This window comes from Aeromonas sp. 603607, from assembly GCF_049171595.1.
GTDB lineage: Bacteria > Pseudomonadota > Gammaproteobacteria > Enterobacterales > Aeromonadaceae > Aeromonas > Aeromonas veronii.
This window is the reverse complement of record NZ_JAAKOV010000005.1, coordinates 154669-180593: the sequence shown is the minus strand read 5'-3', so window position 1 is coordinate 180593 and position 25925 is coordinate 154669. Positions and strand designations below refer to the sequence as shown.

The following is a 25925-nucleotide window of genomic DNA, read 5'->3' as shown; positions in this document are numbered from 1 at the left end:
CAGCACCCAATGTAGCCAATCGCCACTGGCCGCGCCAGCCACTTTTACGGCCCCCCTCCGGCAGGCTTCGCAGAGGGTGACAGCGCACGTACTCTCCTCCCTCAAAAGAGGAGGGTGGGTGTCTGAAACCGGATAGTGCTCTCCACATGACGCCGATTAATCCCCCCAAACGGCACTTTGGCAGATCCTGCTACCCCTTTGTGCTGCGCTGTCACTTTTGACAGGGGGCACTTTCCCCCACCGGCACTAGCTTCAAAACGCCCGACCTTTGGTCGGTTTATCAACCTCATCGATTTAAGGAAAGAAGAGATGAATAAAATTTATCTGGCCGTTGCGCTGGCCTGCTGGGGAAGCGCCGCACTGGCGGCACAAGAGGTAGAGATCAACGTAACGGCAAACGGCATCCGGGCCATGACAGGCCTCAGTGCCGCGAGTGGTACCTTGCAGCTGGAAGATGGCGAGTTTCGTCAGGTGCGGGTGGTCAAGCTGCCCAACGGCCAGCAGCGGATCCGCTACGAGCAGGTCTGGAACGGCATCCCGGTAATGGGTCAGGTGGTGGTGGCTGACAAGAGCCTGAACGGCCAGCTGCAACAGGCCAGTGGACGCATGCTGCGCCAGATCGATCAGGATGTGGCAAGCCCGGCCGCCACCCTCTCTCCACAGGATGCCGCCAGCAAGGCCAAGGCGGGCAGCAAGGGGAGCAACGAGCAGGTCAAACTCTACGTGATGCAGGATGAGAACGGGCTGGCCCGGCTGGTTTATCAGGTCTCCTTCATCGCCGAAGGTGACAAGCCCAGCCGCCCCTTCGTCATTCTTGATGCCCAGAGCGGTGAGGAGCTCAAACGCTGGGAGGGGATCAACCACAAGGATGCGACCGGCCCGGGGGGCAACATCAAGACCGGCAAATACGTCTACGGCACCGATTTTGGCCCGCTCATCGTCGATGACAACTGCCGGATGACCAGCCCCAACGTCGATACCATCAACCTCAACCACGCCACCTCTGGCGGCGCCATCCACCAGTTCACCTGCCCGGAGAACCGGGTCAAGGAGATCAACGGCGCCTACTCGCCCCTCAACGACGCCCACTACTTCGGCAACGTGGTGTTCGACATGTACCGCAACTGGTACAACACGGCGCCCCTCACCTTCAAACTGAAAATGCGGGTTCACTACAGCAAGAATTACGAGAATGCCTTCTGGGATGGCAGCCAGATGACCTTCGGTGACGGCGCCACCACCTTCCACCCGCTGGTGAGCCTCGATGTGGCGGCCCACGAGGTGAGCCACGGCTTTACCGAGCAGAACTCCGGGCTGATCTATTCAGGACAATCCGGCGGCATCAACGAGGCCTTCTCCGATATGGCGGGGGAAGCGGCCGAGTTCTACATGAAGGGGAGCAACGACTGGCTGGTCGGCGCCCAGATCTTCAAGGGCAACGGCTCCCTGCGTTACTTCGAGGATCCGACCCGGGATGGCAGATCCATCGGCCATGCCGCAGATTATCAGGAGGGGATGGATGTACACCACAGCTCCGGGGTCTATAACCGCGCCTTCTACCTGCTTGCCACCAGCAGCGGCTGGAACACCCGCAAGGCATTTGAAGTGTTCTTGCTGGCCAACCGCCTCTACTGGGGCGCCAGCACCAACTACCAGCAAGGGGCCTGCGGCGTCAGCCGGGCGACCGCCGATCTGGGTTACAGTCAGGCGGATGTGGCACGGGCCTTCCAGACCGTCGGGGTCGATGCCAGTTGCGGCACCACGCCGCCACCGAGCGACAACGTGCTGCAAAACGGCGTGCCGGTGAGCAACCTCGCCGCCAGCAAGGGTGGCAAGCTCAACTACACCCTGAACGTGCCGGCGGGCACCAGGTCGCTGCAGATCAGCAGCAGCGGCGGCACCGGAGATGCCGACCTCTACGTCCGTTTTGGCAGCGCCCCCACCAGCAGCAGTTATGACTGCCGCCCCTACAAGGGGGGCAATAACGAAAGCTGCTCGTTCACCAATCCCAAGACGGGTATCTGGCATGTGCAGCTGTCAGGGTTTGCAGCGTTCAGTGGCGTAACCCTCAAGGCCAGCTACTGAGCCACCCGATGCGGGTCTTGTCCCGCATCGTTCTACTCATTGCGCCACCGTTTCGCCAGCGTGCGAGCGGTGGCCAACACGGTTTCTCTAGCCGGGTTGGGCCGCTTGCCACCGCGCCACGCCATCATCACATCCCAATGCTCCTGCGGCAGATTGCGTACATCTAGCCTGACCAGCCGCCCCACCTCCAGATCCCGCTTGATGGCCAGCTCCGGCATCAGGGTGATAAACCCGTGTTCCAGCGCCAGATCCCGCGCCGCACTGGCGGGTTGCACCGCATGCAGGGGGCTGGCAGCCCGCCGCAGCCGCCGCAACTGCTGGATAAAGACGTCACACCCCGGCCCCCATACCTGAGGCGCCAGCCGCTGGTCGGCAATATCCTCCAGGGTGAGGCCGTGACAACCGGCCAGCGGATGCAATGGCGAGGCGATAGCGATAATGGGGGAGCAGCAAAGCAGCTCCATCTGCAGGCCCGCAACCGGCGGACGCTTGAGTACAAAGCCGATATCGGCCTCGCCGGTCAGCAGCGACTGCATGATCTCGCCGGAGTGATCCGTGGTGCAGCGGATTTCGAACGGCTCATCCACCAGCTCCATCAATAGCGAGCCAAACACCACGGAGGTGAGGGATGGCAGACTGGAGAGACGGATACAAGGCAGCGCAGGTGCCCCCTGCAGTGCCAACCGTCCTTCACTCAGAGTGGCCAGCGCCGAGCGAGCGGCAGGGAGAAACTCCTCGCAGGCACGGGTCGGCGTCACCCCGCGTCGATGACGCTGAAACAGCGGTGCTCCGAGGCTCTCCTCCAGCTGGGCAATCCGCTGGCTAACCAGCGGCTGTGACCAGCCACGAATGGCCGCCGCCTGACTGAAGCTGCCCAGCTCGGCCACATCCAGCAGCAGTTGCAGATCGTCCAAATCCATAGACATAAATAATCCTGATATGAAATATAGGTAGTTGTCGTCTACCACTATATCTAAACCCTCTCCAGAATGAAGGTATCTGTGAATGAGAGGGCGTTATGGTCGATAGGGCGAGGTTTTGGGGGCGCTGGTTTCTGGCGCTGGATACCACACTGGTGATCCTGGGTTTCTTTGTGGTGATGCCGATGATCAGCCTGCGCTTCGTCGATCAACTCGGCTGGGCGGCCGGTCTGGTGGGGCTGGCCCTCGGCCTGCGCCAGCTGACCCAGCAGGGGCTGGGGATCTTTGGCGGCTCCCTCGCTGACCGCTTTGGCGCCCGCCCGCTCATCGTCACCGGCATGCTGTTGCGCGCCGTAGGCTTTGCCACCCTGGCCTGGACCGACAGTGGCACCATGCTGATTTTCTCCTGCTTCCTCTCCGGACTGGGCGGTTGCCTGTTCGACCCACCCCGGGCCGCACTGGTGATCAAATTTACCCGTCCCCATGAGCGGGGCCGCTTTATCTCCCTGCTGATGATGCTGGAGAGCGCAGGCGCCGTCACCGGTGCCCTGCTCGGCAGCTGGCTGCTGCGCTTTGACTTCACCTACGTCTGCCTGCTGGGTGCCGGGCTCTTCACCCTGGCGGCTCTCTGCAACTGGACCCTGCTGCCCGCCTACCGCCTCTCGGTCAAACCGACTCCGATGCGGGAAGGGTTGGGGCAGGTGCTGGCGGATCGCGCCTTCTGTCGGCTGGTGCTGATCTTAAGCGGCTACTACATGCTGTGGGTACAGGTGATGCTGATTTTCCCTATTCTGGTCAAGCAGCTCTCTGGCACCACCACGGCAGTGGGCTGGATGTACAGCCTGGAAACGGCGCTGTCACTGGCGCTGCTCTACCCTATCGCCCGTTTCAGCGAGCGGCGCTATCGGCTGGAGAGCCGGCTGATGGCGGGTATCCTGCTGATGACGGTGGGGATCGGGCTGGTCGCCTTTGTCAGCACCCTCTCCGGCATCTTCGTACTGCTGGCCTGCTTCTATCTGGGGATCATCATCTGCGAACCGGCCCGGGAGACCCTGATGACCCGGCTGGCCAACCCCACAGCCCGCGGCAGCTACATGGGCTTCAGCCGCCTCGGACTGGCGCTGGGGGGCATGACCGGCTACGTGGGCGGTGGCTCCCTCTATGACTTCTCGCTGCAACAGGGACAACCGGCCCTCCCCTGGCTGGTGCTGGGCACCATAGGCGTCGCCACCATGTTGCTGCTCGCCCGCTGCTTCTCCCGCCGCCCGGAGCTGGCTATCAGAGCCGCCGCCTGACGACCGCCCTGCCTACGGCAGCCCCGCCAACGGGGCTGCCGCTCACCCCAAATTCTGCAAGCCATCACAGCCAAAAGGTTGCGAATTACAACTTTTACGCTATTTTAGTTGTCATGCACAACTAAAAAGGAAGCCACGATATGGATCCCCGTCCCCTGCGCGCCCTGTCGCGCGATCTGGTTCGCGAACTCGGCATGCTCTCCCAGCAGTGCGGCAATCTGGCCCTCACCCCCATCGAGGCTCACCTGCTGATCGAGCTGGAAAACGCCCCGGCCACCAATCAGCAGCTGGCAGAAAAGCTGCACATCGACAAATCCAACGCCAGCCGTCCGCTGGCACGCCTCGCCGAGCGGGAGCTTATCAGCTGGCACCCGCACCCCTCCGACGGCCGCAGCAAGGAGGCCCGCCTCACCGTCAACGGTCAGGGGATGCTGCTGGAGTTGCACCGGGAGATGGACGGGGCGATGGAAGAGATGCTGGCGCAGTTGAGCCTGCCCGAGCGGGAGCAGCTGTGGCAAGGGCTGCGGCTCTATCGCAGCGCCCTCTCCCGCGCCCGTCGCCAGCGGGGCTACCAGATCCGCCCCATCACGGCGGCGGACAATGCCCAGATCGCCTTGGTGATCCGCGCCGTCTCGGCCGAATATGGCCTCATCGCCGACAAGGGCTATGGGGTATCCGATCCCAATCTCGACACCCTCTCCCAGAGCTATCAGGGGGAGAAGAGCAGCTACTGGGTCATCGAAGGACCAGACGGTTCCATCCTCGGCGGTGGTGGTATCGCGCCATTGGAGGGAGAAGAGGGAGTCTGCGAGCTGCAGAAGATGTACTTTATGCCCGCCCTACGCGGACTGGGCCTTGGCAAGCGGCTGGTGTTGCAGGCACTGGACGAGGCGCGCGCGCTTGGTTATCAGCGCTGCTATCTGGAGACCACAGAGGTACTGCGCGAAGCCACCAGCCTCTATGAATCACTGGGCTTTGAACACCTGCCCGGCCCCCTTGGCTGCACCGGCCACGGGGATTGCGAGATCTGCATGGTACTGCCACTGGGGTAGCCCCCCCTCATCCCCAACCCTTCTCCCGCAAGGGGAGAAGGGGGCAAAAACAGTTCCGCGATCTTTCAAGCAGACCTCTGATGATTCCCTCTCCCTCCGGGAGATGGCTAGGGTGAGGGCTGCTTGCGACTGGTATATGCTGAACCATTACCCCCTGCATCCCTCCTTAAACAGGCAAACGGTACAAAACAAGAGACCCCGCCGAAGCGGGGTCTCTTTGATTATCTGCCAATAAGCAAACCAGCGGTGATCAGTGCTCGCGAGTCTGGCGGAACTCCACGTCGGGGTGGCGCTCCTGAGCCAGGCGCAGGTTGACCATGGTCGGCGCGATATAGGTGAGGTTGTCACCGCCATCGAGAGCCAGGTTGACCTCGTTCTTGCGCTTGAACTCTTCGAACTTCTTGACGTCGGTCCCTTCCACCCAGCGGGCGGTGGAGACGTTGACCGCCTCGTAGATGGCCTCGACGTTGTACTCGCTCTTGAGGCGCGAAACCACCACGTCAAACTGCAGCACACCGACCGCACCGACGATGAGATCGTTGCTGATCAGCGGACGGAACACCTGCACCGCACCCTCTTCAGAGAGCTGGACCAGCCCCTTGAGCAGCTGCTTCTGCTTGAGCGGGTCGCGCAGGCGGATGCGGCGGAACAGTTCCGGTGCAAAGTTCGGGATACCGGTGAACTTGAGATCTTCACCCTGGGTGAAGGTGTCACCGATCTGGATGGTGCCGTGGTTGTGCAGACCGATAATGTCACCGGCGAAGGCGTCTTCCGCCTGCTCACGGTCACCGGCCATAAAGGTCACGGCGTCGGAGATGTTCACATCCTTGCCGATGCGCACGTGGCGCATCTTCATGCCTTTGCTGTAAGTGCCTGACACGATACGCATAAAGGCGATACGGTCGCGGTGTTTCGGATCCATGTTTGCCTGGATCTTGAACACGAAACCGGAGAACTTCTCCTCGGTCGCCACCACTTCGCGGCTCTCGGCCTTGCGCGGCATGGGAGACGGCGCCCAGTCGGTCAGGCCATCCAGCATGTGGTCAACACCGAAGTTACCCAGTGCGGTACCGAAGAAGACCGGGGTCATCTCGCCAGCGATGAAGGCATCGTGATCGAACTCGGGAGAGGCGCCCTGCACCAGTTCCAGCTCGTCACGCAGCTGCTGAGCCAGATCTTCGCCGACGGCGGCATCCAGATCCGGGTTGTTCAGTCCCTTGACCACCCGCTTCTCCTGGATGGTGTGGCCCTGACCGCTCTGATAGAGATATGTCTCATCCTTGTAGAGGTGATAGACACCCTTGAAGGATTTGCCGCAGCCGATAGGCCAGGTGATCGGGGCGCACATGATCTTCAGCTCGCGCTCTACTTCATCCATCACTTCCATCGGATCGCGCACTTCGCGGTCCAGCTTGTTCATGAAGGTGAGGATGGGGGTATCACGCAGACGGGTGACTTCCATCAGCTTGCGGGTCCGGTCTTCAACACCCTTGGCGGCATCGATGACCATCAGGCAGCAGTCGACCGCGGTCAGGGTACGGTAGGTATCTTCGGAGAAGTCCTCGTGACCCGGGGTGTCAAGCAGGTTGACCAGACAATCGGCATAGGGGAACTGCATCACCGAGGTGGTGATGGAGATACCACGCTGCTTCTCCATCTCCATCCAGTCGGATTTGGCGTGCTGGCCCGAGCCACGGCCCTTGACGGTACCGGCGCGCTGAATGGCCTGTCCGAACAGCAGGACTTTCTCGGTGATGGTGGTTTTACCCGCATCCGGGTGCGAAATGATCGCAAAAGTGCGTCTCTTGGAGACTTCACTCAGAAATTCAGCTGACATAATTCAACGTTCTTCTATTGAGCGGTGGCATCAGCCACCGTGGGAATAAATCCGGAATGCCGCTCACGGCACATGTATACGCAACGAAAGCCACGCCAGCTGGCGTGTTGCCAACCTGGTGGAGAGAGGGAGGAGGGTTGCGTTACATGGGTCTTATCGCCTGAGTCAAAGCAAAATTGCGCGACATTATACCCGCGCGAGTGAAAAATACCCAGTCCGTCAGTCGTCTGTTTCCACCCGGTTGCGCCCGGCCCCTTTTGCCCGGTAGAGAGCCTCATCCGCACGCCGGATCAACGCGGCCAGATCCTGATCATCATCGCGCTGGCAGGCACACCCGATGCTGATGGTCACCGGATGGGACAAACCGGGCAACGCCCGTTGGCCGACCCTGGCGCGGATCCGCTCAGCCAAACGGGACGCCTCCTCCAGCCCCGTCTCCGGCAGCAGTGCCAAAAACTCCTCTCCACCGGTACGGCCCAGCAGATCCTGCTGCCGCAACTCTCTTGCCACCATTCTGGATACCCACTGCAGTACCCGATCTCCCTGATGATGACCCAGCGAATCGTTGATCCGCTTGAAGTGATCGATATCAAAAAGCAGCAGAGAAAAGGGCATTCGCTGCCTGCGGGCCAGCTCAAAGTGCTCGCGCCCATCCACCAGCACCCGACGCCGGTTATCGATGCCGGTCAGCTCATCGGTAAAGGCCAACCGATGCATCCGACGATTGCGCTCCAGCAACCACCTCATCGTCAGCAGAGCCACTCCACCGCAGAGCACCATCACCACCAGCAACCAGAAGCGACGCTCCTTGATCTGCGCCAGCTCCTGCCGCTGCAACTGCTGCTCGACCCGCAACCGCTTGTTCTCTTCCGCCTGGCGGGTCAGTTCAAACTGGCCGCGCACCCAGGCTGTACTCTGCTCTCGCTGCATCTGGTCGAGGCGCTGCTCTTGCACCAAATGATCCCGCAAGGCCGCCAGCGCAGCCGGATAGTCCCGTTGCAGCTCGAATGCTTCGCTGCGCACTGCGTAGAGATCCATCAGGTAACGAGTGTGCCCCTCAGCCTTCAGGATCGGTTCAATCTTCGCCAGTGCGCTCAAGGCCGGGACCGGATCCCGCATTTTCACCTGCAGTTTGGCCATTACCAGCTCGAGATGGGCGTGGAGGATAGGATCAACTTCAGGGGTGAGCACGCCTGCTGCCTGCGCCAGCAAGCGTCCGGCCTGCTCCAGGCGCGCCAGACCGAGCAGAGCCTCCGCCAGCATCACTTGACGATCCGCATGTTCAATCCGGTACTCGGGTTGTTGCAAAAAGGCGAGACTACGTTCGAGCTCCTGCTGCGCTTCCTGATAGCGCCCCGTCTCCAGATAGACCAGAGCCAGCTGCTCTCTCATCCTGGCCAAACCGAACCCGTCATGGTTGTGGGCAAAGTGTTCATGCAACCGGTTCAGGGTAGTGAGAGCCTCGGCATAGAGACCCATGCGGCGAAACGCGGCGGCAATCTCGAGCTGCGCCCGGTTATACCAGGTGGTCAATCCCAACCGTTCGTAGATGTCGTGCGCCCTAGTGAGATCCACCAGCCCCTGCCCTGACGCCCCCTGAAACGACAACATGGCTCCCCGGTGGGACAGCGCCAGCGCCTCCAGCTTGAGCACAGCGGCCTCCCCTGCCAACCGCAGCCCCTCATCATAATCCCGACGGGCTTGTGCCACCTCGCCGAGCAGCTGATTGAACCAGCCACGACAGATGAGCAACTCGGCAATGGCTGCGTCATCTCCCCGTTGTTGAGCCAGCACCAGTTGGCTGTCGGCATACGCAATCGCACGGCGAGACGCCTGGATGTCATCGGCAGATTGGGCCCAGCAAGCCAGACGACTGATCCGCATCAGCTGGGACGGTGGATAGTCGCTGCCATCCCGCAGCAAGCGAGCAACGCGCTCCCGCAGCAACTCGATAGGCTGATGGACCTGCTCCATCTCCTCCAGTTCATTTTCCAACTGCTCGGGGGACAAGGGTCTGGCTGCCAGCCCGAATACCGCCAGCAACAGCAGCAAGGCAAGTCGGCTCATAAACACTCCGGATGAATGGGGAAAGAGCAGCAGGCGACCCGATACCGGAAAATCACCCTGTAACAACGGCTGTAAAGGCTACCGCAAGGAGAGAGGACTTGAATGGGTTTCATCTCACATTTTACAGCAATATCATAACGTTGGAATGAGGAGGGGGATACAGAGCGAAAGAGGGGGCTGGCTCCCTCCCGGTAACTAATGATGCTGCCAGCGCCGCAGTAGCCGGCCGCGCAGACCGCAATCGAGCAGCCAGCTGTTGTCAAAGACCCGCAACAGTGCCGGTTTGGCGTGCCGGGACATGGCCACTGCGTGAAAGCGGGTCTGGCGCTGGCGATAGCGGTTCATCTGCTCGAGCAGGGCATGGGGCAGACTCTGAGCGATAAAGTCCGAAATAACCAGCACATCTGCCTTGGCAAAAGCGGGCTCATCGAGTTTGACCAGCGCCTTCTCCAGACAAGGCACCAGATCGGTACCACCGTGAAAGCTCATGGAGAGGAAGCGCTCCGCCTTGTCCAGTCCGGTATCGGCGGTGATCTCAAGGGTCGCCACCTCGGTAGAGAAGAGCATCAGGTAGCAACCGCGCTTCTCATCCATCGCCACCTTGAGCAGCGCAAGAAAGAGTGCCTTGGCACACTCCTCGGGATAGCCCCCCATGGAGCCGGAGGTATCGACACAGACGATAAAGGGGCCCCGCTGCTGCAACTGCTGCCCCCCCTGCTCCGGGGTGCGCAGCATGATGCGCTGGCGCGGCAAGGTGCCGCGTGACTGGTAACTGAGCAGGCGCCGCTCCAGATAGCGGCGGTAGAACTCCAGCTCCAGCTCCGGCAGCCCCAGCATCACCGCCTCGCTTGGCAGTAGCCGCATCAGGTCGCTCGCCTGGTGGATGCCCACCAGGTCGTCCGGCACATCGTCGCTGGGGGCGGGCTCCAGCTCCAGCACCTGAACCGGTGGCACCGGCTGCTCCTGCGCCCGGCGATCCCGCTCGCTGCGCCCGAGCAGAGCGGCAATCTCCGCCAGCAAGGGCTCGCGCTGCAACATACGGGCGTATTGCTTGACCAGCACCAGACTGCGTTTGTGCCAGTGCCCCTGCGCCAGATCCCAAAGACCACCGGCTGAGATCTGGTTCGGATCGAGGGCATCGGCCAGGGTGCGGCTCGCCAGCAGCTGATCTTCAATCTCCTGACGCTGCTTCTCCCGCTCCGCCTCGGCGATCTGCTGCTGCAGTTGCAGCAGGCTCCCCACCAGACTGGCGCGCCACTTATCGATAAAGAGCTGGCGCAGCCCCTCGGTGGGGTGAGCCATCAGCTGGCGAACCAGCGAACGGGCCTCACCGGCAAAGGGGCTGTAGTGATCCAGCGACTCCAGCAGGGCGGGCAAACGGCCTATCAGTTCGGTCATCGGCAACTGCCGGTGCGCCTGATAGAGCAGGTACTCCTGCTCCAGCGCCACCGGCACCGGCTTGTGACGGATCTCCTCGCCAAGCTGCTCACCCCAGCTCTGCAGGCGCTTTTTCAGCAGCTTGCCCTGCAGCGGGGAGCGCTTGATGAACTCGGAGATCTTGGGCGACGCAGCAAGCAAAAGAGCCACCTCCCCTGCCAGCTCCCCTTCACCGATCAGGAGCCCCAGATCCAGCATGCCAATCTCAAGCATGAGCGCTCCTTACTCGTCCAGCCTTGGCAACCGCTCGCGCCACTGTGTCAGCTCGCCGCGCAGCAGTTCAAGATCCCGGCTCAGCACGAAGAAGCTGTCTTCCACCTGTTGCAGCCAGCGCTGGGCAATAAAGAGGTGCTGCCGATGACGATCGAACAGAGTACGCTGCTGTTTAAGCTCCAGTACCACCTTGCCAACCTGGGCAAGCAGCTCATCAAGCGCTTGCAGCCAGGGCTCCAGCACCATCTCGGGGATGGCGTTGCGCTCCATCAATACCAGCGGGATCTGCTGGCGCTGGATATCGAGCACCTGCAGGCGCAGCTCATCGTCAAGTACCAGCTCGTAGTGTCCCTCTTTCGGGTTGCCATATTGATAACCCACCAGCGCCTCGCCGGTCGGATGCCAATGGGAAAGCAGGGTACGATCGAACACCAGGGTGCTGGTGAGACGCTCGGGATCGCTGCCATCCAGCGGTGCCGGGGTGAGCAGATGGAAGTGCACCTGCTTGCCAAAGGGTCTGGCGTTGGCGAGGGGGATCTCGATCCCCCTCGCCCGTCGGCCAAACCACTGCTTGCGCTTGCGCGCCTTGCAGCAGAGACGTTGTGCCACGCCCTGTTTGAGCTGTTTGAATTGATCCCGCAGGGCAAGCAGCTGGCGGGTCAAGGCCAGTTGCTGATAACCGTAGAGACGGGAGAACTCGGTCATCATCTCCAGCAGGGCGGTGCGGGACTCCTCGTCATGCCAGAGACAATCCTTGAACAGCACCAGATCCACCGGTGCGACCTCATCGCGGCCATTGAAGAAGGCGCTCGCCTTGATGAGCCGTACCGCCTTCTTCCAGCGGCGATCCGACACATAACAGCGATGGGCCAGCTGGCTGTCTAGCTGCTGGCGCAGCTGATAGATAAGTTCGAAACAGGCATCCGGCAGGCGCACCTGCTCAATCTGGCTCTGCCACTGCTCGTACTCATCCCCCCGTATCTGCAGGGATTCCGGCAGATTCTGGTGGGCGTGACCGTCGCTGGCCAGCATGGATTGAAAGTTGGCTTTCTCCTGCACCCGGTCCATCCAGATCCGCACCAGCATCCGGTCGTAGAGCGCTTCCAGCCCGCTGTCCGGCGCCGGCAGCTCGTTGGAGGCGGTCACCAGCAGCCGCATGGGGATGGGATGCTGGCTATCACCATTGCGGAACTGCCGTTCGTTGATGGCGGTGAGCAGGGTGTTGAGAATGGCGGGACCCGCCTTCCAGATCTCGTCGAGGAACACCACCTCAGCCTCCGGCAGATAGCCGGCAGTGAGGCGCAGGTATTTGCCATCCTCTTTCAGCGCCTGAATGGAGAGGGGGCCAAATACCTCCTCCGGTGTGCTGAAACGGGTCATCAGATATTCAAAGTGGCGGGCGTCGTGAAAGGCCAGCTTGAGGCGACGGGCAATCAGACTCTTGGCGATACCGGGTGGCCCCAGCAAGAAGACACTCTCACCGCTGAGGGCTGCCAGCAGACCGAGGCGCAGGGCATCCTGCCGTTCATAAAGCCCCTCACCAAGGGCTGCCAGCAGCCGGGGCAGGCGCTCCTGGATGGGAATAAGACGCGCAGGGTTCTGGGCTTGAGCTAAAGACGACATAGAGAGTGTTCCGAAGCTGGGATGATGTTAGCCCCAAGGCGTGATATCCATTTGCTCGACCTTGGGTTTTGTCTTGTTATGATGTTTATTCTGGTATCTCTTGCCGCACAATACCCGCCTCTGGCAGGAAAAAACGCAAAGGCAGTGCGATACCGTATCGGCAGCGTGCTGCGCCCATGCATAGCCAGTGTCGTGATGGCACCATGCCCGCATGCGCCAGATGATGCGTTGCAAAGGGTGCAGCAAAAGCGGTTCGAGTGTACCCTGCGCAACACAATTTTCCCCAACGCAGATCAAGAGTGAGTCGCCCCAGATGCAAGATCCCGTTCGTCAGAGCATGTTGGCCCGCATGGGCATTCAAAGCTGGCAACTGCGTCGTCCGGCATTGCTGGGTGCAGATCTCGTACCCGAGCTTGCGCAAGATGCCGTGCAGCCCGACCAGACAGCACCGGCCACCCGCGCTCCGCTGCCCAGCGGCAAACTCTGGTTGCTGGCGCCTCAGCTGCCTGCCACCACGCTGCTGGCGGATATCTGCCAGCTGCTCGGCATGACCCCCGACGAGGTCTCACTGCTCAGCGAGCTGCCGCCTGCCGATCTGCAAACGGCGGATGCCTCACCGCTGCTCTGGCTGACGGAGGCCAACCCGGAACGACCCGATGCGTTGATCTGTCCGCTGGCCCCCAGTGCCGCACAAAAGCGCGCCCTGTGGCAACAACTACGCCGACACCTGGCGAACAGTACGGCATGATCCTGCATCATGCCTTCAACGCCCTCTTGGAAGCCGCTCTTTTTACCTGATTTTACAAAAGTCGTCTTTGCCAACCCCGACATCCTCCACCCAGTCACCCGGAGTCAACATGCCTGAGTTTCGTCCCCTGCTCGAAGCCGATTTCGACCTTGTCTATCCCATAGAGCAGGCCGCCCACAAGGAGCCCTGGAGCCAGGCCAACCTGCTATCCTGCTTCGGTCCTCGCTATCTCAACGGCTTGATGCTGGTCGATGGTCGCCCGGCCGGCTTCTATATCTCGGATCTGGTGGCCGGAGACAGCTCGCTGATGAATATCTGTGTCCACCCCGAATTTCAGGGCAAGGGGTTGGGACGGACACTGCTGCAAGCCTACCTGACTCGCAGCAAACAAGCCGGGGCAGAGGCCTGGTTTCTCGAGGTGCGGGCAGGCAACCAGACCGCCATCAACCTCTACGAGAGCGCCGGCTTTGCCGAGTATTGCCGCCGCGCCGACTACTACGGCACCGGCAATGATCGGGAAGATGCGGTACTGATGTCCCGCCTGTTCGACTTCAGCTGATCCCGCCTCAATCGAGGGGGGCATTGTCCATCGCCGGATCCTGCAAGGAGAGAGTGGTGTGAACCACCGCCTCGAATCCGGCGGCGGAAAGCGGCATATAGAAGCCCCGCAGCCAGGTTTTCCCCGGCATCCAGATCTGCTGTATATCCACCACTATCTTGATCGGTTTGAGGGGTTGACCCGGCTGCTGGATATAGATGCCGGGCGGTGTGGCCACCTTGGGAAAACGGCGCAGGATCTGTGCACTACCATCCCCCTTGCCCGGATTGAGCCGCACCTTGACCAATCGGCTCAACGGCACTCTCATCTCTTCACTGCGCCAGAAGCGTTCGTTCAATGCCTTGCAGCGACGGCACTTGGGGGTCTCCAGCACATAGAGCAGCGGATAGCCCAGCGCCAATGCCTGCTGTTGGGCCTGCTGGTATCCCTCCGCCCCTTCATACCAGGGATTCGCAGGCTGCTGTGTCTTGCCCAGAAAGTACCAGGCCGCCCCGCCCCCCACCATCATGAGCCCGATCACGGCCAATGCCCCTTTCATCCATAGATTCATATCGTTAACTCTCCCTTTGCTCCTTTGCTGTATCGGCCACTCTGCACAAAGGAAGAGCTATTTGCACTCTTTGTGATCCAAGACAAACAGCGAACACTTGTAAGCTGTAATCTTGGAGTTTAAACTCTAGCCCGATTTTTAGTGCCCTTGCGGGCGTACAACTGTAATTAAAGGATGTTTAACTGATGCCGAAGCTTCATCTGGTTCGACTGATGCGTGAACGTATTGCCCAGCTTGGCAACAAGGCTGCCCTGCGGGTTCAGCAGGATGGCCAGTGGCGCGCCATCGGCTGGCGTACTCTGGGCCAGGCCATGGACTACTGCGCACAGGCGCTGATCCGTGCCGGCCACCAGCCCACCGAGATGGTCGGCATCTATGCCCGCAACATGCCGGAATGGACTCAGGCCGATCTCGGCATCTTGGCCGCCCGCGGCGTCAGCGTCCCTATCTATCCCACCAGCACCCTCGATCAGCTGCGCTACATCGTCAAAGATGCCGGCATCAAGGTGCTGTTCGTTGGCGAACAACCTCAGTTCGATCAGGCGCTACAACTGATTGAAAGCGGCGAGATCCGCCAGCTCATCGCCCTCGACGGCAGCGTCAACCTGCGCGGCTGCGAGCAGGCGAGTCACTTCCAGACATTTCTGGTCTCCGGCAACCATCAGCCCAGCGAGCAAGAGCTGCGAGTACGGGAAACCCAGTACCGGATGGATGATCTGCTGACCCTGATCTACACCTCAGGCACCACAGGCGAACCCAAGGGGGTTATGCTCGACTTCAGCAACATCGCCGCCTGTTTCGAGATGCACAACAGCCGTCTGGATCTGAACGAGCAGGATGTGTCGCTCTGCATGCTGCCGCTCAGCCACGTGTTCGAGCGCGCCTGGAGCTACTACGTGCTCTACTGCGGCGCCGAGAACGTCTATATCCGCGATCCGCAGAAGGTGATGGATGTGATTGGCGAGGTGCAGCCGACCGTAATGTGCGCCGTGCCGCGCCTCTACGAGAAGGCCTACGCCATGATCCAGGCCAAAGTCGCTCAGGCTCCGGCTCTGCGCCGCGCCCTGTTTGGCTGGGCGACCCGGGTCGGCAAGCAGATGGTTGCCACCCGTCAGGCGGGCAAGTCCGCTTCCCCGCAGCTCTACGGCCAGCTCTGGCTCGCCGAGCGACTGGTGTTTCGCAAGCTGCGCGCCCGCTTTGGCGGCCGCACCCGCTTCCTGCCGGTGGCGGGCGCCCGTCTGGCCGACGACGTGAACCTCTTCTTCCAGGCGATGGGACTCAACCTCAAGTACGGCTACGGCATGACCGAGACCACCGCCACCGTCTGCTGCTACGAAGACAGCCAGTTCAAGCTCGGCTCCATCGGCACGGCACTGAACGGCATCGAGGTGAAGCTGGGTGAGAACAACGAACTGCTGGTGCGCTCCCCGACCGTGATGCGCGGCTACTACAACAAGCCGGACGCGACCGCAGAAGTGATGACCGAGGATGGCTTTCTGCGTACCGGCGATGCCGGTGAGCTCGACAGCCAGGGCAATATCTACTTCACCGAACGTCTCAAGGAGCTGATGAAGACCTCCAACGGCAAGTACGTGGCTCCGCAGCTGGTGGAAGGCACCATCGGCAAGGATCGCTTTATCGAGCAGATCGCCATCGTCGCCGATGCCCGCCACTTCGTCTCGGCGCTGATCGTCCCCTGCTTCGAGTCGCTGGAGGAGTACGCCCGCTCCATCAACCTGCAGTACCAGTGCAAGACCGAGCTGCTGCGCCACTCCCGGGTAATGGAGTTCTTCGAAGCCCGCATCGCCGATCTGCAAAAAGAGCTGGCCAAGTTCGAGCAGGTGAAGAAGTTCACCCTGCTGCCGAGCGCCTTCTCAATGGAGCTGGGTGAACTGACCCCCACCATGAAGCTGCGCCGCAAGATCATCGAGGCCAAGTACCAGAGTGAAATCGAGGCCATGTATAACCATGTCTGAGTACAACCACGTCTGATATCGCTCAGGTTCAGAGAAATAAAAAAGCCGCTCACTCGAGCGGCTTTTTGTTGGCACTTTGGTCGGTACGAACCCGCCTTCAGGCCGTGGTGGTACTGGTACCGAAGTAGTCGGCCAGGAAGTCATCGAACGACAGGCTATCGCTGCGCTCGCGTTCCCGCTGCTTGGCCAGCGAATCCTTCGCCTCACCGGCAAAGTAGGCCTCATCCCAGTACTGCAGCTCCCCTGCCAGCAGCTCCTCGCGATAGCGGGTCGCCAGCTTGTCACCGTAGCAGCCGTTATCCTTGCCGCTCTCCAGCAGCTCCTTGAGCATGCGGGCGGAGTAGGTCAAATCCGGATTGAGCAGCTTCTCACGGTGCATTGCCAGCGTTTTGCGATAGTGGTTACGGCCGCAGCAGCGATCCAGCAATTCGGCCACCTGAGCCAGCTCGTCGAACAGCTTGAGGCCGTACTCTTTCAGGCCGATGGCATGACCCTGCTCGTCCTCCAGCTCGAGGCCGGGACGACGTCCCTCCAGCACCACCTTGTTCTGGTTGCGGCGGTTGCGGGCAATCTCCTCGTCACTCAGCACCGGAGAGGGGCGCAATAAGCACCAGACCAGGAACAGATCGAAGAAGCGGATCTGATCGGCATCGATGCCGAGCGGGGTGAAGGGGTTGACGTCCACGGTGCGGAGCTCGATGTATTCGATGCCGCGCTGATCCAGCGCATCCGAGGGCTTCTCGCCGCTGCGCGGGGTGCGCTTGGGGCGGATCGGGGCGTATAGCTCGTTCTCCAGCTGCAGCACGTTGTCGTTGAGCTGGCGATACTCCCCATCCACCTTGACCCCGATCTTGGCAAAGTCAGGATTGTGGGTGTTGATGGCGCGGCGCAGGCTGCTGACATAGGCCGGCAGATTATCGTGGCTGATCTTGAGCCCAGCCTGGGCGCTGTTGGTATAGCCCAGATCGGAGAGACGCAGCGCGGTGGCGTAAGGCAGATAGAGGGTACCCTTGCCGGTCTTCTCGAACGGCAGGTTGCTTTTGCGCCCTTTGAGGAAGGATTCGCAGATGGCCGGGGAGGCGCCGAACAGATAGGGCACCAGCCAGCCGAAGCGGTAGACGTTGCGAATAAGCCCCATGTACTTGTCGGAGATAAAGCGCTGGCTGCAGCACCCTTCGCACACCAGATCCTGCCACTCGCTCCAGAAGCTGTCGGGCATGGAGAAGTTGAAGTGCACCCCGGCGATCACCTGCATCAGGCTGCCGTAGCGGTTCTTCAAACCCTGACGGTAGAGGGTCTTCATCTTGCCGATATTGGAGCTGCCGTATTGGGCCAGCCGGATACTCTCTTCCCCGCCGACGAAGCAGGGCATGGAGAGCGGCCAAATCCGCTCGTCGCCCAGATGTTGAATCACATGGTGATGGATGTCGCCGAGCTGCTCCATCAGGCTGTCGATGGAGTCGGTGGCCGGGGTGATGAACTCCAGCAGGCTCTCCGAGTAGTCGGTGGTGATATTGGGATGGGTCAGGGCCGAGCCCAGCGCCCGGGGATGGTCACTCTGGGCGAGTCGGCCATCCGGCGTGATGCGCAGGCATTCACGTTCGATCCCGCGCCTGATCCCCTTGAGCGCGGTGAGGCGCTCCGGTGATCCCAACGCATTCAGCAACTCGGTGAGTGACAAGCTTGTTGTAGTCATATTCACGGCTCATGTGAGGCCGCCCCATCCGGGGCGGCTCTTGATTTTTATAAAGCGTCAGTTACGGCAACTGCAGCGGATAGATGGGAAGATGAAGCTCCTTCAGGGGTTTTTCAAGCTTTTGCTTGTCTCCCACCACCACGATCACCATATCGGCCGGATTGAGCCAACGGGCCGCACTGGCCTTCAGCGCCTCGGGCGACACCGTTTTGATCAGGTTGTTCTGGGCCTGCACATAGTCCGGTTTCAGGTCATACATCACCATCTGCAGCAGGAAGCCCGCCTTCTGGCCCAAGGTCTCGTAAGAGAGGGCATCCTGCTGGGAGACCGCGCTGCGCATATAGGCCAGCTCGACCGGGGTCGGGCCGCTCTTGCGGTAGTTGTCCATCTCCTTGAGGAACTGGCGGATGGCATCGACGGTTGCATCGGCCCGCACATTGGCGCCGGTGGCGAAGGTGCCCACCTCGCGGTTGGCGGAGAAACCCGAGCTGGCGCCGTAGGTGTAGCCCTTGTCTTCCCGCAGGTTGAGGTTGATGCGGCTGTTGAAGTTGCCACCCAGGTTGAAGTTCATCAGCCCGGCGGTGAAGTAATCCCCCGTGGTATCGAACGGCATGGCGCGACGGCCGATACGGATCACCGACTGGGGCGCTCCCGGCTTGTCGACCAGATAGATGCCCGGCTTGGCCTGCTCACCCTTGAGCTTGAGATCCCCCAGGGTCGGCGTTGCCCCTTTCCAGTCGGTCAGGAAGCCAAGTTGCTCCTCGATCTGCTTCTGGTCCACATCACCGACCACCACCACTTTGGCGTTGGTGGGGTTGTAGTAGGCCTGATAGAAGTGCTTCACGTCCGCCAGGGTCAGCTTGGCCACATCGGCCGCAACCCCGTCGGTAGGTTGACCGAGGCGGTTCTGCTTGCCGTAGACCAGCTCGCGGAACGCCTGCCCGGCCAGCCACTCGGGCTGCTGCTGGGCCTGTTGCATCCCTTGCAGCAGCTGCGCCTTGACCCGCTCGAAGTCCGCCTCCCGCATGCCCGGACGCTCCAGCACCTCGCGCACCAGCGCCAGGGTCTGGGGCAACTTGTCCGCCAGCGAGCTGACGGTGATGAGGTTGTTGTACTGGGCGCTGGAGACATCGATGCTTGAGCCCAGCTTTTGCAGCTCATCGCTCAGCTGAGCCTCGGTCAGGCGCACCGTGCCCTGCCCCATCATAGCGGCGGTCAGATTGGCCAGCCCCAGTTGCCCCTTATCTTCGGCACGAATGCCGCCCGGCAGGGCGATCATGATGGAGACCGCGGGGATCTCGTCACTCTTGGTGCCAATGATCTCGATGTTCTTGTCGAGCTTGCCGTGCCAGATGGCGGGCACCTTGACGCTCACCGCCTCGCTCGCCTTGGGCTGCACGCTGCGATCGAAATTGTCTTTTACCGGTCGTTCGGCCAGCGCCTCGTCATGCTTGCTGTAATCCGGCAGCTCGCGCTTGGCGGGGGTAAAGTTTGGGGTGGCAACCTGCCACTCTGTCTTGCCCTTGGGCACCACGCTCAGCACCACCGCCGGCTTGCCGGCGATGAACTTGTCGTAGGCAGCCTTCACCTGCTCCGGGGTCACCTTGCCGATGGCGTCGAGGGTCTTGAAGACGTAGTTGGGATCCTGGGCAAACACCTGACCCATGGCGAGCTGGCTCACCTTGCCGGAGACGCTATCCAGACCCCAGATGGCGGAGGCACGGTACTTGGCGATCGCCTTCTCCAGATCTTCCGGCTTGAGGCCGCGCTGGGCGAACTCGCCGATCACCTTGTCCACCTCCCCCTTGAGGGTCTTGAGGCTGCCATCCTGCGATGGATTGGGGTAGGCGTAGACGGTCAGGGCACAGGCCAGCTCTTCGCAGTAGTGGGACGCCCCCACATCGATCGCCTTGCCGGTTTTCACCAGCGACTGGTAGAGCATGGAGCTGGCGGAACCGCCCAGCACGTCGGAAAACATGTCGAGTGCCGGCTCCTGCGGATCACCAAGGGAGACGGTGGGGTAGCTGATATAGAGCAGCGGCAGGTGCACCTTGTCCTGCAGCGTCACGTAGCGGGTCTCGGGCAGGGTCACCGGCTTTGGCGTCGGCTCGGCCACATCCGGGCCGCGCGGGATGGAGCCGAAGTACTTCTCGATCCACTCGAGAGCCTGCTTGCTGTCAAAGTCGCCGCCCAGAGTCAGGGTGGCGTTGTTGGGGCCATACCAGCGCAGGAAGAACTGCTTGAGGTCGTTCACATCGACCCGGTCGAGATCTTCCACGTAACCGATAGGCTGCCAAGAGTAGGGGTGAGTGCGCGGATAGAGCGCCTCCCCCACCTTCTCGCTCACCAGCCCGTACGGCTGGTTGTCGACCCGCTGGGCCCGTTCGTTCTTGACGGTGGCGCGCTGGATCTCGAACTTCTTCTGGCTCACCGCATCGAGCAGGAAGCCCATCCGATCCGCCTCCAGCCAGAGCACTTTTTCCAGCTGGTTGGCAGGCACAGTTTCGTAGTAGTTGGTGCGGTCCTTGTTGGTGGTGCCGTTCATGTCACCACCGGCCTCGTTGATGATCCGCATATGCTCCTGATCACCGACGTGCTTGGAGCCCTGGAACATCATGTGCTCGAAGAAGTGGGCGAAACCGGACTTGCCGACCGTCTCGCGGGATGAACCGACGTGATAGGTCACATCGAGGTGCACCAGCGGATCGGAGCGGTCGGGAGCCAGGATCACGGTCAGGCCGTTGTCCAGCTTGTACATCTGGTAGGGGATGGCGAGCTTGCCCTCCTCCTTGCCCTGTTCGGCAATCAGGGTCGGTGCCGCCAGCACCGGCAGGGTGAAGCCCAGCAGAATCGTTAAAGGTATGACTTTGTTCACGGTAACCTCGTGAGTGACAAAAACAGGCTAGAAAATGTGACTGGCCAGCAGAAAAACCAGGGCATAACGGAACAATTTGCCGAGCCCGATCAAAATGAGAGAGCGCCAGAAGGAGAGGCGCAGCCAACCGGCCAACAGACAGAGACCATCACCGACCACCGGCGTCCAGGCAAGCAGCAGACACCAGTGACCATGTTGTTTGAGCCAGCCTAAGGCTTTTTGTTCCCCACGGCCTTGAAAATCGTCCGGTTTTTTCTTGAAGGTGGCGAGCCAGCCGAGCCACCAGGTGGTCATGGAGCCGAGGGTATTGCCCAGCGTCGCCCACAGCAGCAGGCTCGCCATGCTCCACTCCCCCTTGGCCGCCATGGCTCCCAGCAGCACTTCCGAGCTGCCGGGCAACAGGGTGGCTGAGGTAAAGGCGCTTAAAAAGAGCCACCCCAGCCCCATCTCCATCATCTCGCTCATCCGGGATAGCCGTCGGCCGCAGGCATCCGCAGCAGCAGCTTGCCGCGCACATGGCCCCCTTCGATGGCCTGATGGGCCAGCGCCCCCTCGGCCAGGGGGAATTCACCGGCGAGGGTGACCTTCACCTCCCCCTGACGCAGCAGCATCAACATCTGACCCAGCTGCTTCTGGTCAGGGTGAACCAGCATGCCGACCACCTCGATACCCGCCGCAGCCCCTGCATCCTTGATCTGCTGGGCGGTAATGGTGGGCACAGTCACCAGACGGCCACCCAGCTTGACGCAGGCGAGCGCCGCCTTGCCGCTCTCGCCGCCTACCAGATCCAGCACCAGATCGACCTGGCCGGCCTCTGCCACCACCCGTGCTGGCCAGTTAGCATCATGGTAATCCACCATCCAGCGCGCCCCCAAAGCATGGAGGAAGCCATGGTTGTCGGGGCTGGCGGTAGCCACCACCTCGGCGCCATAGGCGCTGGCAAACTGCACCGCAAGATGGCCGACACCACCGGCACCGGCGAGGATCAATACCCGCTGACCGCTTTGGAGGCCGCCGTGCTCAAGCAGCCCCTGCCAGGCGGTGAGACCGGCCAGCGGCAGCGCCGCCCCCTGCTGCAGGCTCACCCCGTCGAGTTTGACCAGCTCGCTCTCGCTTGCCACCACAGACTCCCCGTAGCCACCGGCGGTGAGGGGAAAACCGACCATGCCGCACACCCGATCCCCCTCGACCAGCGAGGTCACGCCGGGGCCAACCTTCTCTACCACGCCGGAGATGTCATAACCCGGTGTCCAGGGCAGCTTGTCCTTGTTCTGGGCAGCCGCCCAGCCAAGACCGGCGCGAGTTTTGGCATCGATGGGATTGACCCCCGCAAAGCAGATGCGCACCCGCACTTCGCCATCGGCTGGCACCTTATCGAGGGAAGGGTTGAGCTTGAGTACCGAGGGGTCACCGAATGCGGTAATCTGTAGTTGCGTCATTGCACAATCCATCCTGTTGATTGATCAAGGGTCAACAGAATAACAGCGAGGACACCATGGCTCGAATGTTTCTTATTCCTCTGTTGCTGGCACTGGGGTGGTGGGCGTTTCTGCTCTACTTCCGCATCCCGCTCAAACAGGGGGCCAAGGGGTTTTACTGGATCATCGGCATCGGTGGCGGACTGGCCGCCTTCCTCAGCCTGATGATGGTGCTGACTCACTGAGTGCCACAGCCACTCGATAATGAAAAAGGCCACCGCGTTCCGGTGGCCTTCTTATTATCCAGCTTGCTGCTCCAGCGCCGGATTGAGGTAGTAGTGGCGATTGCTCCCCTGCCCCAACACCCCTTGCGACAGCAGATGGTGGAACACCCGATCCACCTCCTCCAGCGAGAGTGACAGCGCTTGCGCCACCGAGCGCTTGCTGCACTTGAGCTCACCGCTCACCAGCGCACCGCGCACCTGCGCCAGCACTTCGGGGGCCGGCTCGGGGGGCATTGTGGGCTCGGGTTGTGTCGCCATCGCCAACGCTGCCTGCGCCTCTTTGCGAGCTTGCTCCTGCTGCCAGCGCCACATCCGGCGAAAGCGGTTCTCCTCGCCGATCAGGCTGACGAAAAAGGCACCGAACACGTCGAGCAGCACCGAGAGGAAGCAGACCAGCAGGAACTGCACCTGACTGATGCTCATTCCCACCCCGTCCGCCAGACTGCTCATCAGCCCCAACATGGAGGATTGTTCGTTGACCGGCTTGGCATCGCGCTGCTGGCGCAGCTCATCCTGCTGCAAGCGCAGCTTGGTGTTGGCGTGCTGCAACGAGGAGACGCCACTGGAGATGCGCTCCAGCTCGATGTATTTGCGGGCCGCCTCTTCGTTGAGCTGGATCTGCCGCTCGATGCTGGCGATCTGCTCGTCGAAACGGGCCAGCTCCCGCTCGTGGCGCGCCTGCTGGCTCAACACCGTATTGGTGGCGCTGTTGATGCCACCAATACTGCCGCCGATGGAGATGGCCGCAAGCACGCTGTAAAACAGCAGCGACCAGAGAGCACCACTCAGATCCCGCCGCGCCTTGCGCTCGCCGTACTCGTACCAGACGTAAAACTTGCCCAGCTCGAAGATGATGGCCAAGCCGCCGAACAGCCACTTCATCAGCGGATTGTCATCGATGGAGAGGAACAGCAGCAGGGAGAAGATAATGGAGGCCAGAATGGCCAATCCGGTGAAACTGTATACCGTCGTCAGAGCGAACCACCCCTTGGGGTAGCGCTGTGTGGAGGAGTCCTGTGTGGTCATGATGAAGGGGTGTGCTGTGCAGGAAAAGTTGGCTGCCGATTATAGTCGCCAGACTCGCACAGAGAAGGGCAAATGACTGAATTCCTTCAGATTGGCAACCAGCTGCCCAGAGTGCGACCAAAACGGACAAATCGGCAGCAGAAAAGCGATACAATTCCTCCCTGACTTGATCATGTGGTGAGATGAGGTGCGATTCCGCCCGGGTTCAGCCCAGATCCGTACACTCATCCACCGTTGCAATTATCCGAGGCCATCATGAACAGTACGACCACCTTGCTACTCTCCCTTCTTCTGGTTACCGGCGGCGCCGCTGCGACACAGCAATATCCAGAGAGCGGTGGCACCGAATTTTCCGTCGATGAGCTTAAATTCAATCTGGACTGGGATGACAAACAGTTCGGCTGGACCCAGAACGACTGCCTCACTCTGGATATCGGGGAGACCTCCACCGTCGACTGCAAGGCGGTCAAATTCAATCTGGAAGATGAAGAGAATCGCAACCAGCCACCGAAAACCAACCAGGTCCCTGCCAACTCGCAGAGCGACCAGTAACAACAGGAGTACCCTTGCGATGACCCAAGCTAAACACAACCCCGTTATCCGACGCGGCGCCCTGCTGCTTTCCCTGCTCATGGCGCACGGCATCGCGGTTGCGGCACCGCCAAGCAAAAATAGCGATGGCATCAAGATCTCCGGTGATGACATCAAGATCAATCTCGACTGGGATGACAAGGAGTACGACTGGTGGCAAGACAACTGTCTGGATCTTGGCATTGGCGACAGCCGGATCAAACTCAACTGCGACAAGATGGATGGCAAGTACCGGGATCACTACAACCGCAGCATCCACAGCGGCAATAACCCGGGACAGGGTCACGACAAACAGAAGGATAAAAACAAGGGTAACGGCAAGAAAAACTGACCCCCCCTTTCCTTATCCAGCAGGGGCCTGGCGCCCCTGTGCTGATTGTTTTACCAATAATTCTCCGCACTGATATTGCCCGGTGCCCGCCGCAGATTCTTGGCCAACCCCAGCGCCAGCAAGGTTTGCTGGGTCTCTTTCACCATCTCCGGATTGCCGCAGATCAGCACTTGGCTCAGCTCGGGTGAGAACTCCAACCCCACTCTAGCCTGCAGCTGACCATTGGCGATAGCCGCCGGGATCCGCCCTGCCATTGCATCGGGCCAAGGCTCGCGGCTGACAAAGGGGACATAGCAAAAACGCTCGCCATATTGCTCGGCAAAGCTGGCGATCAAATCCTGATAGCTCAGCTCTTCGCCTTTGCGCACCCCGTGCACCAGCACCAGATTCTCGAAACGGTTGAAGGCTTCCCCATCTGCCAACATGGAGAGGAAGGGGCCGATGGCAGTGCCAGTCGAGAGCAGCCAGAGATCGCGCCCGGCGGGCACCTCATCCAGCGTCAGGAAGCCGGTGGCCTGGGATTGCACCAGCAATGTATCGCCCGCTTGCAGCAAGCCAAGGGACGGAGTCAGCTCACCGCTCGGGATCTCGACCAGATAGAACTCGTGGTATGGCGCAGAGGGGGGATTGACGAAGGAGTAGGCGCGCTGAATGCGGCGATCGCCCTGCTCGAGGGCCAGCTTGGTGAATTGGCCTGCCTTGTAGGGGACCAGCTCGGCCGCTACCCGCAGGGAGAACAGGGTGGGTGTCCATTCGATGCGTTCGATGACGCGACCTTCTACCCAAGCCATAATGATCTCCTCCAGTGGAACAGACCTTCACTCTACCCCCGGGCCGGAAAATAAAAAACCCGCGCAAGAGCGCGGGTTTTTTCTGCAAAAGCGAATCGCTATTACAGGGCAACAACCTGGATCTGTACGGTTGCTTTAACGTCAGCGTGCAGCTGAACAGCAACTTCGTAGTCACCGGTGTTACGCAGAACGTTGCCCATGCGGACTTCGCTCTTGGCAACGGCTACGCCGGCAGCAGTGATGGCTTCAGCCACGTCACGGGTACCGATGGAACCGAACAGCTTGCCTTCGTCGCCAGACTTGGAAGCGATAACCACGGTAGCCAGTTCGGCCAGCTTGGCAGCACGCTCTTCAGCAGCAGCTTTGTTGGCAGCCAGTTTGGCTTCCAGCTCAGCGCGACGAGCACCGAAAGCTTCGATGTTGGCTTTGGTGGCCATAACAGCTTTGCCTTGCGGGATCAGGTAGTTACGGGCATAACCAGATTTCACGGAAACTTGGTCACCCAGACCGCCCAGTTTGGCGATTTTGTCGAGCAGGATAACTTGCATTAC

At 60.9% G+C, this 25925-nt stretch carries 22 protein-coding genes; 9 read left to right on the top strand and 13 right to left on the bottom strand.

Annotation, left to right across the window (positions count from 1 at the left end):
* Positions 1 to 309 precede the first annotated feature (309 nt).
* Positions 310 to 2085 (top strand): M4 family metallopeptidase, encoded by a 1776-nt coding sequence (locus G5315_RS07425; protein WP_236562164.1) that lies wholly within the window; start codon positions 310 to 312, stop codon positions 2083 to 2085.
* A 32-nt stretch (positions 2086 to 2117) separates the two neighbouring features.
* Here G5315_RS07425 and G5315_RS07420 read toward each other — a convergent pair whose 3' ends face one another.
* Positions 2118 to 3011: a LysR family transcriptional regulator gene (locus G5315_RS07420; RefSeq protein ID WP_005340524.1), complete on the bottom strand. Its 894-nt coding sequence runs from the start codon at positions 3009 to 3011 to the stop codon at positions 2118 to 2120.
* Between the two features lie 92 nt (positions 3012 to 3103).
* On the opposite strand from G5315_RS07420, the gene mdtH reads away from it, so the two are divergent.
* Both mdtH and G5315_RS07410 read left to right on the top strand, forming a co-directional pair.
* Positions 3104 to 4300, top strand: a complete 1197-nt coding sequence (mdtH, locus tag G5315_RS07415) for a multidrug efflux MFS transporter MdtH (protein ID WP_421332820.1) — start codon at positions 3104 to 3106, stop codon at positions 4298 to 4300.
* Between the two features lie 140 nt (positions 4301 to 4440).
* Positions 4441 to 5352 (top strand): bifunctional helix-turn-helix transcriptional regulator/GNAT family N-acetyltransferase, encoded by a 912-nt coding sequence (locus tag G5315_RS07410; RefSeq protein WP_421332819.1) that lies wholly within the window; start codon positions 4441 to 4443, stop codon positions 5350 to 5352.
* A gap of 250 nt (positions 5353 to 5602) precedes the next feature.
* Here the strand turns inward: G5315_RS07410 and prfC are convergent, their stop codons facing one another.
* The 4 genes from prfC to G5315_RS07390 all read right to left on the bottom strand — a co-directional run bounded on the left by prfC (position 5603) and on the right by G5315_RS07390 (position 12529).
* Positions 5603 to 7189, bottom strand: a complete 1587-nt coding sequence (prfC, locus tag G5315_RS07405; protein ID WP_005340517.1) for a peptide chain release factor 3 — start codon at positions 7187 to 7189, stop codon at positions 5603 to 5605.
* Between the two features lie 219 nt (positions 7190 to 7408).
* Entirely contained in the window at positions 7409 to 9256 is a 1848-nt protein-coding gene (locus G5315_RS07400; RefSeq protein WP_421236000.1) for a diguanylate cyclase, read from the bottom strand.
* A gap of 195 nt (positions 9257 to 9451) precedes the next feature.
* Positions 9452 to 10906, bottom strand: coding sequence for an ATPase RavA stimulator ViaA (gene viaA, locus G5315_RS07395; protein WP_216952886.1), 1455 nt, complete (start codon positions 10904 to 10906; stop codon positions 9452 to 9454).
* 9 nt (positions 10907 to 10915) lie between these two features.
* On the bottom strand, positions 10916 to 12529 hold the full coding sequence (locus tag G5315_RS07390) for an ATPase RavA domain-containing protein (protein WP_421332818.1): 1614 nt from the start codon (positions 12527 to 12529) through the stop codon (positions 10916 to 10918).
* A 313-nt stretch (positions 12530 to 12842) separates the two neighbouring features.
* On the opposite strand from G5315_RS07390, the gene G5315_RS07385 reads away from it, so the two are divergent.
* Together G5315_RS07385 and rimI are read left to right on the top strand one after the other, a co-directional pair.
* Positions 12843 to 13277, top strand: a complete 435-nt coding sequence (locus tag G5315_RS07385) for a DNA polymerase III subunit psi (protein WP_257696323.1) — start codon at positions 12843 to 12845, stop codon at positions 13275 to 13277.
* A gap of 109 nt (positions 13278 to 13386) precedes the next feature.
* Positions 13387 to 13836, top strand: coding sequence for a ribosomal protein S18-alanine N-acetyltransferase (gene rimI / locus G5315_RS07380; protein ID WP_216952883.1), 450 nt, complete (start codon positions 13387 to 13389; stop codon positions 13834 to 13836).
* Between the two features lie 7 nt (positions 13837 to 13843).
* Here the strand turns inward: rimI and G5315_RS07375 are convergent, their stop codons facing one another.
* Entirely contained in the window at positions 13844 to 14374 is a 531-nt protein-coding gene (locus tag G5315_RS07375) for a hypothetical protein (RefSeq protein ID WP_421332832.1), read from the bottom strand.
* A 197-nt stretch (positions 14375 to 14571) separates the two neighbouring features.
* On the opposite strand from G5315_RS07375, the gene G5315_RS07370 reads away from it, so the two are divergent.
* Complete coding sequence (locus tag G5315_RS07370; RefSeq protein WP_257696325.1) at positions 14572 to 16362, top strand: AMP-dependent synthetase/ligase; 1791 nt, start codon at positions 14572 to 14574, stop codon at positions 16360 to 16362.
* Between the two features lie 97 nt (positions 16363 to 16459).
* Here the strand turns inward: G5315_RS07370 and gshA are convergent, their stop codons facing one another.
* The 4 genes from gshA to G5315_RS07350 form a co-directional block, all read right to left on the bottom strand.
* Positions 16460 to 18058, bottom strand: coding sequence for a glutamate--cysteine ligase (gshA, locus tag G5315_RS07365; protein WP_257696326.1), 1599 nt, complete (start codon positions 18056 to 18058; stop codon positions 16460 to 16462).
* 61 nt (positions 18059 to 18119) lie between these two features.
* Positions 18120 to 20933 (bottom strand): M16 family metallopeptidase, encoded by a 2814-nt coding sequence (locus tag G5315_RS07360; protein ID WP_421332817.1) that lies wholly within the window; start codon positions 20931 to 20933, stop codon positions 18120 to 18122.
* Positions 20934 to 20960: 27 nt separating this feature from the next.
* A complete protein-coding gene (locus G5315_RS07355) occupies positions 20961 to 21398 on the bottom strand; it encodes a YqaA family protein (RefSeq protein ID WP_257696328.1) in 438 nt (145 codons plus the stop codon).
* A complete protein-coding gene (locus G5315_RS07350) occupies positions 21395 to 22372 on the bottom strand; it encodes an NADP-dependent oxidoreductase (protein ID WP_257696329.1) in 978 nt (325 codons plus the stop codon). Before G5315_RS07350 ends, G5315_RS07355 begins: the two co-directional genes overlap by 4 nt.
* A 56-nt stretch (positions 22373 to 22428) precedes the next feature.
* Between G5315_RS07350 and G5315_RS07345 the strand changes: the two genes are divergently transcribed.
* A complete protein-coding gene (locus tag G5315_RS07345) occupies positions 22429 to 22596 on the top strand; it encodes a hypothetical protein (RefSeq protein WP_005308905.1) in 168 nt (55 codons plus the stop codon).
* 54 nt (positions 22597 to 22650) lie between these two features.
* Here the strand turns inward: G5315_RS07345 and G5315_RS07340 are convergent, their stop codons facing one another.
* Positions 22651 to 23661 carry a Preprotein translocase subunit SecY gene (locus G5315_RS07340; protein ID WP_257696330.1) on the bottom strand — a complete coding sequence of 337 codons (1011 nt, stop codon included), beginning with the start codon at positions 23659 to 23661 and terminating at the stop codon, positions 22651 to 22653.
* A gap of 255 nt (positions 23662 to 23916) precedes the next feature.
* Here G5315_RS07340 and G5315_RS07335 point away from each other — a divergent pair, with 255 nt between their 5' ends.
* Both G5315_RS07335 and G5315_RS07330 read left to right on the top strand, forming a co-directional pair.
* Positions 23917 to 24213, top strand: a complete 297-nt coding sequence (locus G5315_RS07335; protein ID WP_139494910.1) for a hypothetical protein — start codon at positions 23917 to 23919, stop codon at positions 24211 to 24213.
* Between the two features lie 19 nt (positions 24214 to 24232).
* Positions 24233 to 24583, top strand: a complete 351-nt coding sequence (locus G5315_RS07330) for a hypothetical protein (RefSeq protein ID WP_042053367.1) — start codon at positions 24233 to 24235, stop codon at positions 24581 to 24583.
* A 50-nt stretch (positions 24584 to 24633) separates the two neighbouring features.
* Here G5315_RS07330 and G5315_RS07325 read toward each other — a convergent pair whose 3' ends face one another.
* Positions 24634 to 25374 carry a ferredoxin--NADP reductase gene (locus G5315_RS07325; RefSeq protein ID WP_201953778.1) on the bottom strand — a complete coding sequence of 247 codons (741 nt, stop codon included), beginning with the start codon at positions 25372 to 25374 and terminating at the stop codon, positions 24634 to 24636.
* Between the two features lie 101 nt (positions 25375 to 25475).
* A complete protein-coding gene (rplI, locus tag G5315_RS07320) occupies positions 25476 to 25922 on the bottom strand; it encodes a 50S ribosomal protein L9 (RefSeq protein ID WP_005340490.1) in 447 nt (148 codons plus the stop codon).
* Between the last annotated feature and the right edge of the window lie 3 nt (positions 25923 to 25925).